Source organism: Nocardia sp. NPDC003693 (assembly GCF_053981095.1).
In genome coordinates, this window is sequence record NZ_JBSFNO010000013.1 from 141,348 (window position 1) to 155,918 (window position 14,571).

General features: G+C 68.7%; 15 protein-coding genes. 8 read left to right on the plus strand and 7 right to left on the minus strand.

Annotation, left to right across the window (positions count from 1 at the left end):
• Positions 1 to 7 precede the first annotated feature (7 nt).
• The 4 genes from ACWDOP_RS16990 to ACWDOP_RS17005 all read right to left on the minus strand — a co-directional run bounded on the left by ACWDOP_RS16990 (position 8) and on the right by ACWDOP_RS17005 (position 2,898).
• A complete protein-coding gene (locus ACWDOP_RS16990) occupies positions 8 to 859 on the minus strand; it encodes an ABC transporter permease (protein ID WP_456345837.1) in 852 nt (283 codons plus the stop codon).
• On the minus strand, positions 856 to 1,575 hold the full coding sequence (locus ACWDOP_RS16995; protein ID WP_456345838.1) for an ABC transporter ATP-binding protein: 720 nt from the start codon (positions 1,573 to 1,575) through the stop codon (positions 856 to 858). Before ACWDOP_RS16995 ends, ACWDOP_RS16990 begins: the two co-directional genes overlap by 4 nt.
• 10 nt (positions 1,576 to 1,585) lie before the next feature.
• Positions 1,586 to 2,047: a hypothetical protein gene (locus ACWDOP_RS17000; RefSeq protein ID WP_456345839.1), complete on the minus strand. Its 462-nt coding sequence runs from the start codon at positions 2,045 to 2,047 to the stop codon at positions 1,586 to 1,588.
• A gap of 188 nt (positions 2,048 to 2,235) precedes the next feature.
• Positions 2,236 to 2,898 (minus strand): helix-turn-helix transcriptional regulator, encoded by a 663-nt coding sequence (locus tag ACWDOP_RS17005; RefSeq protein WP_456345840.1) that lies wholly within the window; start codon positions 2,896 to 2,898, stop codon positions 2,236 to 2,238.
• A 92-nt stretch (positions 2,899 to 2,990) separates the two neighbouring features.
• Between ACWDOP_RS17005 and ACWDOP_RS17010 the strand changes: the two genes are divergently transcribed.
• Both ACWDOP_RS17010 and ACWDOP_RS17015 read left to right on the plus strand, forming a co-directional pair.
• Positions 2,991 to 3,785, plus strand: coding sequence for a class I SAM-dependent methyltransferase (locus tag ACWDOP_RS17010; RefSeq protein ID WP_456345841.1), 795 nt, complete (start codon positions 2,991 to 2,993; stop codon positions 3,783 to 3,785).
• Positions 3,782 to 4,141, plus strand: a complete 360-nt coding sequence (locus ACWDOP_RS17015) for a cupin domain-containing protein (protein WP_456345842.1) — start codon at positions 3,782 to 3,784, stop codon at positions 4,139 to 4,141. The genes ACWDOP_RS17010 and ACWDOP_RS17015 overlap by 4 nt, the downstream gene beginning before the upstream one ends.
• Before the next feature lie 248 nt (positions 4,142 to 4,389).
• On the opposite strand, the gene ACWDOP_RS17020 is transcribed toward ACWDOP_RS17015, so the two are convergent.
• The gene (locus ACWDOP_RS17020) at positions 4,390 to 4,968 is read right to left on the minus strand and encodes a TetR/AcrR family transcriptional regulator (RefSeq protein ID WP_456345843.1); all 579 of its coding nucleotides are present in this window, start codon (positions 4,966 to 4,968) and stop codon (positions 4,390 to 4,392) included.
• Positions 4,969 to 5,335: 367 nt separating this feature from the next.
• Here ACWDOP_RS17020 and ACWDOP_RS17025 point away from each other — a divergent pair, with 367 nt between their 5' ends.
• From ACWDOP_RS17025 to ACWDOP_RS17050, 6 genes are all read left to right on the plus strand, one after another.
• A complete protein-coding gene (locus ACWDOP_RS17025) occupies positions 5,336 to 6,778 on the plus strand; it encodes an MFS transporter (RefSeq protein WP_456345844.1) in 1,443 nt (480 codons plus the stop codon).
• A gap of 100 nt (positions 6,779 to 6,878) precedes the next feature.
• Positions 6,879 to 7,484, plus strand: a complete 606-nt coding sequence (locus ACWDOP_RS17030) for a response regulator transcription factor (protein ID WP_456345845.1) — start codon at positions 6,879 to 6,881, stop codon at positions 7,482 to 7,484.
• 207 nt (positions 7,485 to 7,691) lie between these two features.
• Positions 7,692 to 7,916, plus strand: coding sequence for a 50S ribosomal protein L28 (gene rpmB, locus ACWDOP_RS17035; RefSeq protein WP_456345846.1), 225 nt, complete (start codon positions 7,692 to 7,694; stop codon positions 7,914 to 7,916).
• Between the two features lie 451 nt (positions 7,917 to 8,367).
• A complete protein-coding gene (locus tag ACWDOP_RS17040; protein WP_456345847.1) occupies positions 8,368 to 8,865 on the plus strand; it encodes an N-acetyltransferase family protein in 498 nt (165 codons plus the stop codon).
• Positions 8,866 to 8,909: 44 nt separating this feature from the next.
• On the plus strand, positions 8,910 to 9,323 hold the full coding sequence (locus ACWDOP_RS17045; protein ID WP_456345848.1) for a VOC family protein: 414 nt from the start codon (positions 8,910 to 8,912) through the stop codon (positions 9,321 to 9,323).
• Between the two features lie 172 nt (positions 9,324 to 9,495).
• Positions 9,496 to 11,058, plus strand: a complete 1,563-nt coding sequence (locus ACWDOP_RS17050) for an adenylate/guanylate cyclase domain-containing protein (RefSeq protein WP_456345849.1) — start codon at positions 9,496 to 9,498, stop codon at positions 11,056 to 11,058.
• A gap of 14 nt (positions 11,059 to 11,072) precedes the next feature.
• Here ACWDOP_RS17050 and ACWDOP_RS17055 read toward each other — a convergent pair whose 3' ends face one another.
• Positions 11,073 to 11,972, minus strand: a complete 900-nt coding sequence (locus ACWDOP_RS17055) for a bile acid:sodium symporter family protein (protein WP_456345850.1) — start codon at positions 11,970 to 11,972, stop codon at positions 11,073 to 11,075.
• 115 nt (positions 11,973 to 12,087) lie between these two features.
• Positions 12,088 to 14,343 (minus strand): terpene synthase family protein, encoded by a 2,256-nt coding sequence (locus ACWDOP_RS17060; protein WP_456345851.1) that lies wholly within the window; start codon positions 14,341 to 14,343, stop codon positions 12,088 to 12,090.
• Positions 14,344 to 14,571: the final 228 nt, after the last annotated feature.

Below are 14,571 nucleotides of genomic sequence, written 5' to 3' on the forward strand. Positions count from 1 at the left end.
CGGACGACTACGCGGAGCTCGACGACACGGTCGCTTCGCGGTGCCGCCGAACACCTTTCGGGCGCGGCAGCACCGGCGGGCTCACGGCCAGCGCGAACACCGCGACCGTGATCACCAGGAAGTAGATCAGCGACCCGTTCGGACCGAAGCGCGGCAGGAACGCCAGCTCCTGACCGGTCGCGGCGACCGCGTTCAGGAAGGGCGCGTACGCCTGCAGCGTGAACCCGTGCGGGAGCAGGCTGATCGAGTTCTCCACGACGTAGACCCAGAACAGCAGTACCGCGACGGCCGCCGAAGGCGTGCGGATCACCGCGCCGAGCGCGACGCCCATGCCGCACGCCGCGAACGCGTATACCGGTACGGTCCACAGGAATCGGAGCCCGGCCGCGCCGGTGAGATCCACCTCCCCGTACACCAGCGGGTACAGCCGGGGCAGCGCCACCAGCACGATGACCAGCAGCACCACCGCCGCGACAGCCGCGATGACACCGTAGAAGACCCAGCGCGCCGCGGCGGCGATCCACGCGCGCGGGAACAGGAATGCCTCGAGATCGCGCACATCGCCGCGCCGCTGGACCCCGTGCGCGTACGCCGCGGTCACCATCATGATCGCGGTCACGAAGGTGATCACCCAGTACACCGCGTTGGTGGTGCTCACCGAGGTGACCGCTACCTGCCCGGGAATCCGAGCGAATCGTTCGGCGACGGTGGCGATGCCGAACGTGACCACCAGCGGAAGCACCACCGTGAGCGGCACCGCGACGGTCCAGAGGAAGCCGCGCCCCGAGGTGCGCGTCCACTCCGCGAGGACGGCACGCCACCAGCGCGCACCGAGCGACGGGGCCGCACCGGCGCTCACGATGCCACCCGCGCCGTCACATCGAGCCCGGTCAACCGCAGATACACGTCCTCGAGCCGCTCCCCCGGCCCGACCAGCCGAGCGAGCGGCGCGGCGGCCAGCACGCGCCCCGGCCCCAGCACCACGGCCGCGCAGGCGTTGCGCTCCACCTCATCGAGCAGATGCCCGGTCACGAGCACGCACACCCCTTCGCAGGCCAAGCGCCGCAACAACTCCCGCAGCCACAGAATCCCCGCGATATCGAGCCCGTTGACCGGTTCGTCGAGCACCAGCGTGCGCGGTTCACCGAGCAGCGCCGCCGCGATCCCCACCCGCTGCAGCATGCCCAGCGAGTACTGCCCGAGCCGCCGATCCGCCACCACCTCGAGATCGACCAGGCGCAGCACCGCGTCGACCCGGCCGGCCGCGATGCCCCGCGCCCGGGCGATCCACCGCAGGTGCCGCCGCGCGGTATGCCGCGGGTCGAACGCCCGATAGTCCAGGTGCACACCGAGACTCGGCGGCGCACCGCGCCCGGCGGACACCGATCCACCGTCGACTCGCACCGTCCCGGTGGTGGGTGTGACGATCCCGCAGATGCACCGCAGCAGCGAGGTCTTGCCCGTCCCGTTGAGCCCGAGCAGGTACGTCACCGACCCGTCCTCGATGGTCAGCTCAGGAACGTCGAGCACCGTCGCCTCCGCGTAACGCAGTGTGAGCCCGTCGATCTCGATCATCGCGGCGGAATCAGAACGTGCACGGAATGGGCAGGCCGACGGTCTTGACGCCCTCGCACAGCGAACTGTTGGCCAGCTTCCACACGCCGTCGATCCGCTTCCAGGTCACCTTCATGACGATGCCCGGACGGCCCGCGGAATGGGAGTTCAGCATGGCGGTGTGCTCGTCGCCGTTGTGCGTCTCGGGTCCGGTGACCTCGTTCCAGCCCTTGGGCGCGCGGAACAGTCCGAGGTTGTACACCGTGCGCGGCACCACGACCGCGTTCATGCCGCCCTCGAGGTTGGCGGCCTTGGCCTCGTCAGAGGCGGCGGTCTCCACCAGGAACCGGACCTGGTCGCCGAGATCGGCCAGGGTCGGCACCTCCCGCGTGATGCGGAAGTCCTCCGGCGCGGCGGTGGCGGTCGGCGCGAACACCGCGGTCGCGGCCGCGAGAACGGCGAGCACTCCGGCCGGGCTTCGGCGGTTTTTCATCTAATTAGCCTTTCGCGTGATTGACACAACAGCGCGGCGACGTGGTAAACATACTGTTGAAGGCGCTAAGTTAGCCTAGCCTAACGACATAGGTCAAGGATCATTTAAATAGCCCGAGCCACGAGCGAGCGAGGGCGCGACGGTACCGGCGATCAGAAAAGTGGGGTGTACGAATGCAGGCGGAGAGCTCAGCCCGCGGTCGGCGCGCCCTGCGGTGCGCGGACGGTGAGCCGCAGCGTGACACCGCAGTCCCCGCTCGCGTCCGGCCGCACATCGACCTCGTACTGGGAAGCCAGCGCCGCCGAATGCCGTTCGAGAATCCGCTCGATCATGCCCTGCTGCACGCCGACCACGATCTCCGGCGCACCGACGGCGATCCGCCGCAGCGGGCAATTGCACAGCTGGATCTCGTGCGTACCGAAACTCGATACGGCACTGGAGATCTGGAAGCCCAGCCGGGTCAGCGTCGTGGACAGCACAGTCACCGGATCCGGCAGCCCGGAATCGTCGGCGCCGATCCCGGTCAGGGTGTCCGCCCAGACCCGGCCCGCCACAGCGGCTTTCGCACGCCGTTCCGCCGGGGTGTCCCCCAGTTGGGCGAGCAGCGCCGCCAGCACCGGCGCGACCGGATCGCCCCCGACGGCCACGTACCCCTTGCGCGGGCGGCCCACGGTCTCCGACGGCAGCCAGGTGCCCTCGACCAGCCCCGCCTCGATGAGCGCGTTCAGATGAAAACGCGCCGTGGTGATGTGAATGCCCAGCGCCTGCGCGATGACCGGCGCGTCCAGCGGCTGCAGCGAATCGCGCACGAGGGCGAGGACCCGATCCCGTTGCCGGGGCGTGGTGGCCATTTCGCTCCTCTCACGCCACGACCGATGACGACTGACCCGATCGATTGTAGGACCGCCGCGACCAGCGGCCGAACCGACAGGACACCCGTGCCATGACCACACCCCTGCCCTTCGACGAACGCGACTCCGCGCACATCCCCGGCCACTGGCTGCTGGCCCGGCTCGGCAAGCGCATTCTGCGCCCCGGCGGCAAGGCCATGACCGAGCGCATGCTCGACGCCGCCGCGCTGCGCGGGGCCGAGGTCGTGGAACTGGCCCCCGGACTGGGCAAGACCGCCGCGCTCATTCTCGAGCACGGTCCCGCGAGCTATCGCGGGGTGGAAGCCGATCCGAACGCGGCCGCGCTCACCACCGCGGCCATCGGGGGCCGCGGCGAGATCACCGCCGGGGACGCCGCCGCGACCGGCCTGCCCGCCGAGTCCGCCGACGCGGTCGTCGGCGAGGCGATGCTGACCATGCAGACCGACCCGCACAAGGCCGAGATCGTCGCCGAGGCGTTCCGGGTGCTGCGGCCCGGCGGCCGCTACGCCATCCACGAACTGGCCCTGCGCCCCGACGATCTGCCCGACGAGGTCAAGACCGACATCCGCAAGGCGATGTCCCGCTCCATCAAGGTCAACGCCCGCCCGCTGACCGCCTCGGAATGGACGTCCACCCTCACCGCGGCCGGATTCGTCATAGACACCATCGATTTCGCGCCGATGGCCCTGCTGCGCCCGCGCCGCGTGCTCGCCGACGAGGGCCTGCTCGGCACCGCCCGCATCATCCGCAACGTCCTGCGCGATCGCCCCGCCCGCGAACGGGTACTGGCGATGCGCGCCACCTTCGAGGCCCATCGCGACAGCCTCATCGCCATCTCCATCATCGCCAGGAAGCCGAACGCATGACGACCAGTACCACCCCGACAGCCCACGACACGACCGCCTGGGTGCCGCGCGACGGCGCGACCCCCAACCCCCAGCGCCTGCTGCAGGGCACCGGACTCACGCTGGTACGCATCAGCTTTCGAGCCGGCCAGGTCCTGGCCGAGCACCGCGCCGCCGGCCCGATCTTCATCACCTGCGTGTCCGGCGAGATCGACCTGGATGTCACCGCCGTGTCCGGCACGACGTCCCACGTCCTGGAACCCGGCAGCGTGATCCACATCGAAGGCGGCGACCCCCACGAATTGCGGGCGCGCACCGACGCGGTCGTCCAGGTCGTCCTGCACCGCAACATCCGAACCGATCCCCCCGCGAGCTGACCCGGGCCCACACCATCGCCCCCGCCCAGCCGAAACAGGCGGCCGGGCGAACACTCCCCGCTCTAGACTCCACCCGCATGCTCGTAGGCTCGATTCCTTCGATGGCGAAGCCGGCGCCAGTGTCCGCCCCAGACATCAGTTGTCGGCAGCCGCCGCACTTCGGTGCGGTTCGTCCCGGCACAGCGAGCCGACGACCAGGCGCTCGCCCGACACTCGGACCGGGCGGAATCGACTCGACTCCGGTGTGGTCAGGGTAGGCAGCGGGTGAGTAGATTTCGGATCTGCTCGGAGGTGGGTGGGGCGTCGGTAGCGATGCCGCGCAGGGTGATTCCCTGCGCGGTGTCGGTGAGCAGGGCGGCGGTATCCGGGTCGGTGTAGTGCGCGTACATGGTGCGAGTGGCTTCGGTGAAGCGGTCGGCGATAGGACGTAGCGCGGGACGTCGGATCGCGGCGACGTAGAGCTCGAGTTGCACGGTGGTGCGGGTGCGTTCGGTAGTGAAGCAGTCGATCAGGGCATGTGCGGTCTGTTCGATGATCCCGGTGATCGTCATTCCCGGATCCGCGCCGGGGATGGCGGCCATGATCGCGGCGTAGTCCGAGACGCACAGTTCGAGCGCCGCGGCCAGGAGCTCTTCTTTGTCCCTGTAGTGGTAGGTGGTGCCGGCGATCGGGACGTCGGCGGCCGCGGCGACGGCGCGGTGGGTCAAGCCCTCCACTCCGCGCTCGCCGATGACCTCGATCGCGGCACGGGCGATGCGTTCGCGCCGGTTCGGATCGAATCGTCTGCGCCGCACCGCTGTTGGTTGTTCCTTGATCCGCTCGCCCATGGGTACCTCGTCCTGCTGCTCGTTCGGGACGTTCCCGCCACCTCGTCAGGGTACATATGTACCTAGTGTGATTCGGCCCATAACCGCTGTACTGCCGCCGGGTCGCAGAGTACAAATGTACTCAGCTGTTCTTCGTGTTCCCTGTCGATCGAGTTTCGAGGTGATGACTTATCTCCCAGGCCAAGTAGCCGTTGTTCCGGCACCGACCCACCACGAGCGCGCTACACGCGCTCGGGTCCGTGTTCGTGGACGGCTTTTCCCGATGGCCTGGGCTTGTCGTACCCTCCCCACCCCTGCTGTGTGCAGTTGGCGTGCGTGGCCCTGGCCTGCCCGTACTTCTTCCGATTGCTCAGAACAGGAGGTTTTCGTGTCTTCGGAAACCCTCGACTCCACCACCGTGCGCGCCGCCGCGGGGCGAGCTCTGGCCATCACCCTGGTCGTGGTGTTGGTCGCGGAGCTGATGAACGCACTCGATGGCTCGATCGTGCATACCGCGTTGCCGACCATCCAGTCCGAGACCGGCGCGACGAGCGCTGCGGTGCAGTGGATTCCGGCCGCCTACACCCTGATGTTCGCGTTGGGGCTGATCACCGGCGGGCGTCTCGGTGACCTCTACGGCCGCAAACGCGTGTTCCTGCTCGGCACCGCCGCGTTCACCGCGGCCTCGCTGCTGTGCGGGGTGGCGAGCGGACCGGCGATGCTGATCGCGGCCCGCGCGCTACAGGGGGTGGCGGCCGCGGTCATGGTGCCGCAGGTGCTGGCCACCCTGTACGTGAACTTCGACGGCGCCGCGCGCGCCAAGGCGTTCGGCCTGTACGGATTGATCATGTCCCTGGGCGGGATCCTCGGCCCGGTGCTGGGTGGAGTACTCACCGGCATGGATGTGTTCAGTCTGGGCTGGCGCTCGATCTTCCTGATCAACATCCCGATCGGAGCGCTCATCCTCGCACTCGGACTGCGATCCATCCCCGAATCGCGTGACCCGCACGCACGGCGACTCGATCCGCTCGGGATCGTGTTGTGCAGCTCGGCGCTACTGCTGATCCTGTACCCGCTCACCGTGGGCGGACAGCAGCGGTGGCCCGCGTGGAGTGTGCTGATGCTGGCCGGCGGTCTCGTGATGCTGGCGGTGTTCGTGGCACAGCAGCGGGTCAAGACCGCGGCGAACGACTCACCGCTGGTCTCGCTCACCCTGTTCCGCAGTGGATCCTTCACCGGAGGGGTGTGCGCGCAGCTGATCTTCGGCCTGGTCTCGGGGGTGTTCCTGTTGACCTGGACGCTGTTCATGCAGGACGGCCTCGGACTCACACCTGCCCGGTTCGCCCCGGCCGCGGCCGCCATCGCGATCGGCGGCATGGCAGGTGCGGTGCTCGCCTCCAAACTCGTTCTCGCACACGCACGTCGGGTACCCCAGGCGGGCGCGCTGCTGGTGGCCGTCACCTTGCTCGGCTACCACCTGCTGGTCACCGCGCGAGGCATCGAGGTGCCGTTCGCGGCGGCGGTCGCGCCGATGCTCGCGCTCGGGTGCGGGTTCGGCATGATCGGCGCGGGTCTGGCGGGATTGGCTCTCGGTCAGGTTGATCCGGCGGATATGGGTGCCGCATCGGGTGTGTTCAACACCGCGATGCAGCTCGGGACGGCGCTGGGTATCGCCGTGTCCTCGGTGGCCTACTTCGTGCACGCCCCGGCGGGCAGCCACGGCACCCCGGTGAGCGAGGCGTTCGCCACCGCGCTCTGGTACGTCATCGGCGCGCTGGTGTTGATGTGGGCGCTGATGTTCGCCCTGCCCCGCCCACAAGCCCGAGGCTGATGCGGTCCTTCCCCGCTACGAACCGGTAGCGGGGAAGGACTACTCACCTCGAAGAGCAGTTCCCCCAATCACTTCGACATCCTGGCGAAATGGAAATCCCATGATTCGAGTGCTGATCGCCGGCGCTCTGCGCCTGCCCCGTGAAGCGATGGCCGCGGCTGTGGCCGACATCCCCGGCGTGCAGGTGGTCGCGCAGGTGAGTACCGGGCAGGAAGTGACCCCGTGCGCGCTGCGCACCGATCCCAACATCGCGGTGCTGGACGCCGATCTACCCGGGGTGGACGGGATCGCGACCGCGCAGCGCCTACGGTCGGCGTTGGCGCGGTGCCGGATCGTGCTGGTGACCCCACCGAACCGTCCGGATCTGTTGCAGCGGGCGCTCACGGTCCCGGTCGACGGTCTGCTGAGCCGCGGCGCGTCTCTGGATACGTTGACCGACACCGTGTCCCGAGTCGCGCACGGCGAACAGGTGATCGAAGCGCACGCTGTCGCCGAAGCACTGCGCACGCCCGGCAATCCGCTCAGCGACAGCGACATCGACATCCTGCGGCTGGCCGCACGGGGGCTCACCCCGCAGGAAATCGGTGCGGTACTACATCTTTCGACGGGAACCATCCGCAACCGGCTCGCGGCGATCAACCGCAAGAGCGGCACCCGCAACCGCATCGAAACCCTCGCGATCGCAACGAGACGCGGATGGATCTGAGCATCGTGCACCGTGCACGCGACATCGTGCGATCCGCACGACCCTGCCCGCTACTGAGACCACGCACCGACCACATTGCGGCTGGTAGAACGGCGAATCGCGGTCAGAGACCGAGAGCGAATCATGTCGTGCGCACGAAACCCGGATTCGAGACTGAGTACTCGCCGACCCAACCGGAGGCGACCACCTTCGAGAACAGGAGAGACCATGTCTGCCCACTGCGATGTGTGCGGCAAGAAACCCGGCTTCGGCAAACGCGTCGCCCGCGCCGGGCGCCGCGCTCAGCAGCGCTACGTCAAAGGACGCACCAGCCGCCGGTTCAACCCGAACATCCAACCGGTCCGAGCCATCAAGGACGGCACCCCCGTGCGGATGAAGGTGTGCACCTCGTGCCTGAAGAAGGGCAGCGTGCAACGGCGCACGACAGCGTAGTCGGCGCCGTGGCCGCCGCAGCCCGGGTGCTGGCGCACGCGATCCACCGACTCCGATCAGCGATCCCGCGGCGCGTCATCGGGGCTGTCCACGATCACGAGCGTGAGGAATTCCCTTGCCACGACTGCGATCTGCTGACCGCGCCGCTCTCGGGACCTGACGAGTGGTACACCGTGCACGACGATCTCTGGTCTCACGCGGGAGCCCGGCCCGAGACGATCCTGTGTATCGGATGCCTCGAATCCCGGCTCCAGCGGCGACTACGGTGCACTGATTTCGTGAACGCGCCCCTGAACGACCCCGAGTTCGGGCAACACAGCACGCGCCTCCAGCAACGCCTCCGCCCGACATCCCCCTAAGCCCGTTGACCACGGGCCCACCGCGACGGTCCGGTGAATTCTCGACCCCTTGTCCAGCACTCACCGGACCGTCCCTGATCAGGAAGGTCACCATGCTCACCTCCCGATTCACCTTGCGCGAGAGCACATCGCACGACCAGCACTTCCTGACCCGGATGCTGATCGAAGCCGCTCACGCCTCCGGGCACATGCTCACCGTCGACGACCTGCCCGTTACGCCCGACTCCTACCGTTACGTCGCGGACTGGGGGCTGCCCACCGACCTGGGCATCATCGCCGAGGACGAACACCGCACACCCCTCGGCGCGGTGTGGATCCGTCTGTTCGACCGCTCGATCGCCTCACCGGCATTCATCGACGACCGCACCCCGGAACTGACCATCGCGACCACCACGACCGCACGCGGGCAGGGGCTGGGAACCGCATTGCTGAGCCGCCTCCAGGACACCGCCGCCGCGGCGGGCTTGCCCGCTCTGACCTTGGGCGTACATCGCGAAAACCGACCCGCCCAACGGCTCTACCAGGCACAAGGGTGGACGGCCCATAGGCTGGCAGGCGAGTACGCCATCCTGATCAAACACCTCAACTGACGCCCAACCTCGACAAACAATTCGTTCCGGGAAGGAGACACCGAATGGCATTCGCACCCTGTCTCGGCGTGCGGGACACCGCCGCAAGCAAGGCGTTCTACGAGAAACTCGGATTCACCGTCGACAGCCGCACCGCTGCCGGCCCCGAGGACATCCACATGCTCCTTTTCGACGGCCAATTCTGCGGAATGCTCTACCGGAACACGCAACTGGAGAACTGGCTCCCCGAACTCGCGGGCAAACCGATCGGCTTCACCGGAATGTTCTACCTCGAAGTCAGCGACTTCCAGACCATGCTCGACACCTGCACGGCAGCCACAACCGTCCTGCGTGGTCCCTCGACCGACCACACCGGCACCCGCGAGTTCTACTTCGCCGACCCCGACGGCTACATCATCGGGATCAACGACGCCGCATCGCGTCGGAACAGTGACCTGGTCGGCGAATACATCACCTGACCCGGGCACGCCTGGTCACGTGATCCACAGGACGCCCTTGCTCGATGCCGGGATCGGGTGGCGGCTCCACCCCTCCGCCCTTCGGAGCAGCCATCCACGTCGGCAACCGGCGAGCGGGGCCGGCACCGAGCTGGAGCGGTCGTCGGGACGGCATTTCCCCTAGGCTGGCCGCATGGTCGATGGCGGGGAGCGCAGGGCGCTGGGGTCGGCGCCGTGGGGGTCGCGATTGCTCGGGCCCGCGAACGAAGGGGCGCTGTCGCGGCGGGTGCGCGTGCAGACGCTGCTCACCGTGCCGCTCATCCTGGGCAATCTGGTCGGGATCGCGGTGGCTATCGCGCTGATCGGGGCGGTGCTGCCCGGTCCGTCGGTGTTCACGCGGGACCTGATCCTGTTGAACTTCCTGGCCACGCCGTTGTACGCCGCGCTCGCGCTGGTGGTGGGCATGACCTGGGGCACGGTGTGGGGTGTGCGGACACTGCGGTGGGCCACCGACGACGATCACGTGCCCGACGAGAAGGAACGCCGGGCCGCCGCGCGGGTGCCGCGCCGGCTGGCCTTCCAGCAGGCCGCGCTGTGGCTCGGCGGCATGGCGGTGCTGACCCCGCTGTACGGGTTCATGGACCCGGTCTTCGTCCCGAAGTTCCTGCTCGGCATCGGGTTCAGCGCGATCGTGGTGTGTGCCAACAGCTATCTGGTCGCCGAGTTCGCGCTGCGCACGGTGACCGCGCGGGTCCTGGACGCGACCCCGTCCCGGCAGGCCCGCGGCGTGGGCGTGTTCGGTCGTTCGGCGCTGGTCTGGTTGCTGGGCTCGGGTATCCCGGTCGCGCTGCTCATGGTGGTGGCGCTGCTCGCGCTGTGCGGCATGGACATCAGCACCGCGCGGCTCGCGGTCTGCGTGCTGTCGCTCGGCGGGGCGACCCTGGTGTTCGGCGGCCTGCTCATGGCCCAGACCCTCGCGGCCACCGTCGCCCCGATCCGGGGCGTGCGCAACGCGCTGCGCCGGGTCGAGAACGGCGATCTCGATGCCGCCGTCACCGTCTACGACGGCACCGAATTGGGGGAACTGCAAAGCGGTTTCAACCGCATGGTGCAGGGCCTGCGCGAGCGGGAGCAGATCCGCGACCTGTTCGGCCGCCACGTCGGTCACGATGTCGCGGCCGCGGCCCTCGAACGCAATCAGGAACTCGGCGGCGAGGAGTGCTACGCCGCCGCGATCTTCATCGACATCATCGGCTCCACCACCATGGCCGCCTCGCGCCCGGCCCCCGAGATCGTCACCATCCTCAACGAGTTCTTCGCCATCGTGGTCGACGAGGTCGAGCTGGCGGGCGGCCTGGTGAACAAGTTCGAGGGCGACGCGGCCCTGGCGGTCTTCGGCACCCCCGCGCCACTGGCCGACCCCGCCGCCGCGGCCCTGTCCGCGGCCCGCGCCATCCGTGCCCGATTGACCGGCGCCGCCCGCGAATTCGATGCCGCCATCGGTGTCGCCGCCGGGCGGGTGGTCGCCGGCAACGTGGGCGCGCACCGCCGCTACGAGTTCACCGTGATCGGCGACGCGGTCAACGAGGCCGCGCGCCTGTGCGAGCTCGCCAAGTCCTACGACGCGCGCGTGCTGGCCTCGGAGAACACCGTCGCCGCGGCCGACGCGGCCGAGCAGAAGCACTGGGACCTCGGCGAATCGGTCACCCTGCGGGGCCGCCTGCAACCGACCCGGCTGGCCAGCCCGCGCCCGTAAGTCCCCGGCCTCCTTCAGGAATCGGCGCGTTGCAGATCCGCCGCGTCGTGCCGCGGGTGCCGCGAGCGCGTCAGCAGCCAGCCGACGGCCGCGGCCATCGGCGTCATGAGAATGGCGTACACCGCCGCCGGCACGGCGATCTGGGTGCTGTCCAGCACGCTGATGGCGATGGTGATGGAGATGGCGCTGTTGTGGATGCCGATCTCCATCGAGCACGCGATGGCCTGGCGCCGCCCGATACCGAGCCGGCGCGGCACGAAATATCCGGTGGTCAGACTGAGCAGGCAGAACAGCGCGGTGATGGCGCCGACCTGGCGCAGATAGCCCGCCGCGTCGGACCGTTCGGCGCTCACGCCCACCACCACGACCAGCGCCAGCAGCACCACCGAGGCGATCCGCACCGGCTTGTCCATGCGCTCGGCGAACCCCGGGGCCGCCCGCCGCAGAATCATGCCGAGCACCACCGGTACCAGCACGACCGCGAAGACCTGCACCACTTTGCCCAGCTGCAGCCCGATCGCACCGGTGTCGTCGACCGGCTCGAAATAGTCGATGGCGAAGTTCACCAGCACCGGGATGGTGACCACCGATATCACCGAATTGACCGCCGTCAGTGAGACATTGAGCGCCACATCACCGCGGAACAGATGGCTGAACAGATTCGCCGACGCCCCGCCGGGCGAGGCCGCGAGCAGCATCATGCCCACCGCGAGCAACGGCGGCAGATCGAACGCCAGAATCAACCCGAACGCGAGCGCCGGCAGCACCAGCACCTGGCAGATCAGCGCGATCGCGACCACCTTCGGATGCCGCGCGACACGCGCGAAATCGTCGATGGTCAGCGACAATCCCAGCCCGAACATGATCACGGCCAGCGCGATCGGCAAGGCCACCGATACCGCTCCGGTATTCACCTGATTCCCCCACCTTCCGCCGTCGAGCCTCCAGGGTAGCGACCGCACCGCGGGTCCCCGGAGCAATACGGCGTTCCGGGCGGCCCGGTTCGAGCCGCCCGGAGTCGTCGCCGGTTCAGCTGTGCACGGCGCGCGCCGCACCGAACCGGTACGCGGTGGTGCCGAGTCCGGACGGCCGGGTAAATCCCGGGGTCACCGGGGCGGCGGGCATCGGCGGAGCGGGACGGTACCGCGCGATCAACTGCTCCTCGCCGTAGCGCCGGCATTCCAGGTGCCAGTGCAGGATTCCCGCCAGCCAGTCCTGCAGTTCCCGCGCGCGCCGATCGAGCACCCGGCGCACGTCGGGTTCGAGCTCGTATTCCTCGTAGAGCGTGGGCAACTCGACACTCACCACCCGCTCGAACTGCTCCATGCGCGCGGTCATCAGGTCGTTGACCACGGCGACGGCCCGATCCCGATCGCAGCCCAGGAAATTGCGGATGACCCGGACGCCGTTGTGGAAGTCGCCCTCGAACTCGGTTTCCTTCTGATACGAGAACAGATCGTTTAGCAGCACGGCGTAGTCGGCCGCGGTGTTCTCCAGGTTCGACAGCGTCTGGGTCCGGTAGATCTGCGGCGGAACGAGATTGCCGTGCGAGAGCCGGGACAGTGACTTGGTCAGGTCCGAACCGAAGGTGTCCCTGCGCATCTCGACGTAGTCGATGGGGTCGGGGATGCGGTGCAGCGTGTGATTGAGCACCTCCCATTCGGAGGCGGTCAGGAAACTCTGGATGGCCGTGCGGAATTCCCGCTTCTGCGCGCCGTCCATGGGCGCGGTGGTGCGCGACCACAGATCGGCCAGCCCGGCCTCGAGCGGATTGGCGGGCAGCTCGGCGGCCACCCCCTCGACCGGCATGAACTCGGCCAGCCGCACCCCCTGCGCCTTGGCCGCGACCACGTTCTTGGCGGGGAAGAAGACGGCCGGGTAGTAGTCGTCGAGATAGGTGCCCCAGGTGAGCCACTGACTCGACAGGTCGAGTTCGTCGCCGGTGGCGTCCGGGTCCAATCCGGCCGCGCAGAGCGGGAAGTCGAAATCGCGCAGGTCGCGCTCGGACCAGATGTTCACCTCGATCCCGGGCGCGGGTTCGAGCATGCCCATCGCGCGCGCCCACTCCACGGTGCGTTCGCGCGCGCGGTCCACCAGCGGGTTGAGCCGCAGGGTGAAGGGCATGTAGATCTCCGGCAGCGGTGTCGGGCCGACCGGCTCCGGGGCGTGGGCGAAGCTGCGCACGCGGGGGCCGAGCCCCAGGGCGCCCGGGGTGAGGCGAAGCGCCGACATCCCGAGCCCGTTCGGCGCGAGCCCGGTGGCCAGGGCGGCGGTCGCGCTCTTGCGGTTGCCCGATTTGTTCATGTACCGGCTCGAGCGCAGATGCCATTCGTGCCCACCGGCCTGCCAGTCCTGCAGCCCCTTGGCGTACGCGGCGACCGCCAGCTGCGCCCGGGGCGTGGCCCCGTATTCGGCGAACAGCAGCGGCAATTCGGTGAGCGCGGTGTATTCGAACTGCTGCACCCGCGAGGTCAGCAGATCGTTGACGATCTCCGCGGCGGCCTGGGTCTCGCAGCCCAGGAACCGTTCCACGACCAGGATGCCGTTGGCGTTCTCGCCCTCGGACCGCACCTCGCGCTCGTAGGAGAAGATGTCGTTGCGCAGGTGCACGCCGTCGGCGAAGGTGTCGCACAGCACGCGCAGCGGCCGGGTCGCGGCCAGTTCGGCCGGAACCTCCGCCGCCACCGCGTGTTCCACCAGGTTCGCCGACCAGGGCGCCCCGCCGACCTTGCGCCGCATCTCGATGTACTCGATGGGGTTGGCGATGCGGCCCTCGGTGATGTTGGCCAGCTCCCACCGGGATTCCTCGAGCAGCGCCTGCGTGGTGGTGGCGAAACGCCGCCGCCAGTCCAGGGACATGCTCGGCACGGTGCGCGGCCACAGGTCGGCCAGGCCCCGCTCCACCGGGTTGGTCGGTTCGGGCATCTCGACGCTGTCCAGCGGCATGAAGGCGCGCAGGCGTTCGAGGTAGTCCCGGGCCCCGCGGGTGTCGCCGGTCTTCTTGAACAGCTCGAGGAAGTGATCGTCGAAGTAGAAGACCCACACGTACCAGTCGGTGATCAGGTCCAGTTCCGCGCCGTCGCAGTCGGGGTGGGTGTACGCGCACAGCAAACCGTAGTCGTGCCGCTCCAGGTCGGTCTCGTCCCAGATGTGATGGCCCCCCTGCGGTTCGAAGAAGCCCATCCGCGCGGCCCACCCCCGGGTGTGCGCGCGGGCCTGTTCGAGATGGGGATTGATCCTGGCCGGATACGGCATGTAGAAGTCGGGAAGTTCGAACGGCTGCACAGCAACCCCCTGGCCCTGTATCACAACGCTGACGGTGCATTCTCGAGCAAAGCAAAACCGCTGGACCACCGACCAGCGGAACCTTCTGTGCGGCAGGGTGTTTCTGCCCTCCACTACGGTACGACCGCCGCAGCGAACTTTCAGGAAAATGATCGACCTTGCTCCCGGCGCACTCCGGTGTGGCATCGCGCCGGCGCGCGCGGCACCGGCCAGACTGGGTGCCGCCGA

Excerpts from the sequence above, each read along its gene's own strand:
- rpmB (WP_456345846.1), top strand. The coding sequence starts at position 7,692 with ATGTCTGCCCACTGCGATGTGTGCGGCAAGAAACCCGGCTTCGGCAAA.
- ACWDOP_RS17010 (WP_456345841.1), top strand. The coding sequence starts at position 2,991 with ATGACCACACCCCTGCCCTTCGACGAACGCGACTCCGCGCACATCCCC.
- ACWDOP_RS17020 (WP_456345843.1), bottom strand. The coding sequence starts at position 4,968 with ATGGGCGAGCGGATCAAGGAACAACCAACAGCGGTGCGGCGCAGACGA.
- ACWDOP_RS17000 (WP_456345839.1), bottom strand. The coding sequence starts at position 2,047 with ATGAAAAACCGCCGAAGCCCGGCCGGAGTGCTCGCCGTTCTCGCGGCC.
- ACWDOP_RS17015 (WP_456345842.1), top strand. The coding sequence starts at position 3,782 with ATGACGACCAGTACCACCCCGACAGCCCACGACACGACCGCCTGGGTG.
- ACWDOP_RS16995 (WP_456345838.1), bottom strand. The coding sequence starts at position 1,575 with ATGATCGAGATCGACGGGCTCACACTGCGTTACGCGGAGGCGACGGTG.
- ACWDOP_RS17005 (WP_456345840.1), bottom strand. The coding sequence starts at position 2,898 with ATGGCCACCACGCCCCGGCAACGGGATCGGGTCCTCGCCCTCGTGCGC.
- ACWDOP_RS17030 (WP_456345845.1), top strand. The coding sequence starts at position 6,879 with ATGATTCGAGTGCTGATCGCCGGCGCTCTGCGCCTGCCCCGTGAAGCG.
- ACWDOP_RS17040 (WP_456345847.1), top strand. The coding sequence starts at position 8,368 with ATGCTCACCTCCCGATTCACCTTGCGCGAGAGCACATCGCACGACCAG.
- ACWDOP_RS17050 (WP_456345849.1), top strand. The coding sequence starts at position 9,496 with ATGGTCGATGGCGGGGAGCGCAGGGCGCTGGGGTCGGCGCCGTGGGGG.
- ACWDOP_RS17045 (WP_456345848.1), top strand. The coding sequence starts at position 8,910 with ATGGCATTCGCACCCTGTCTCGGCGTGCGGGACACCGCCGCAAGCAAG.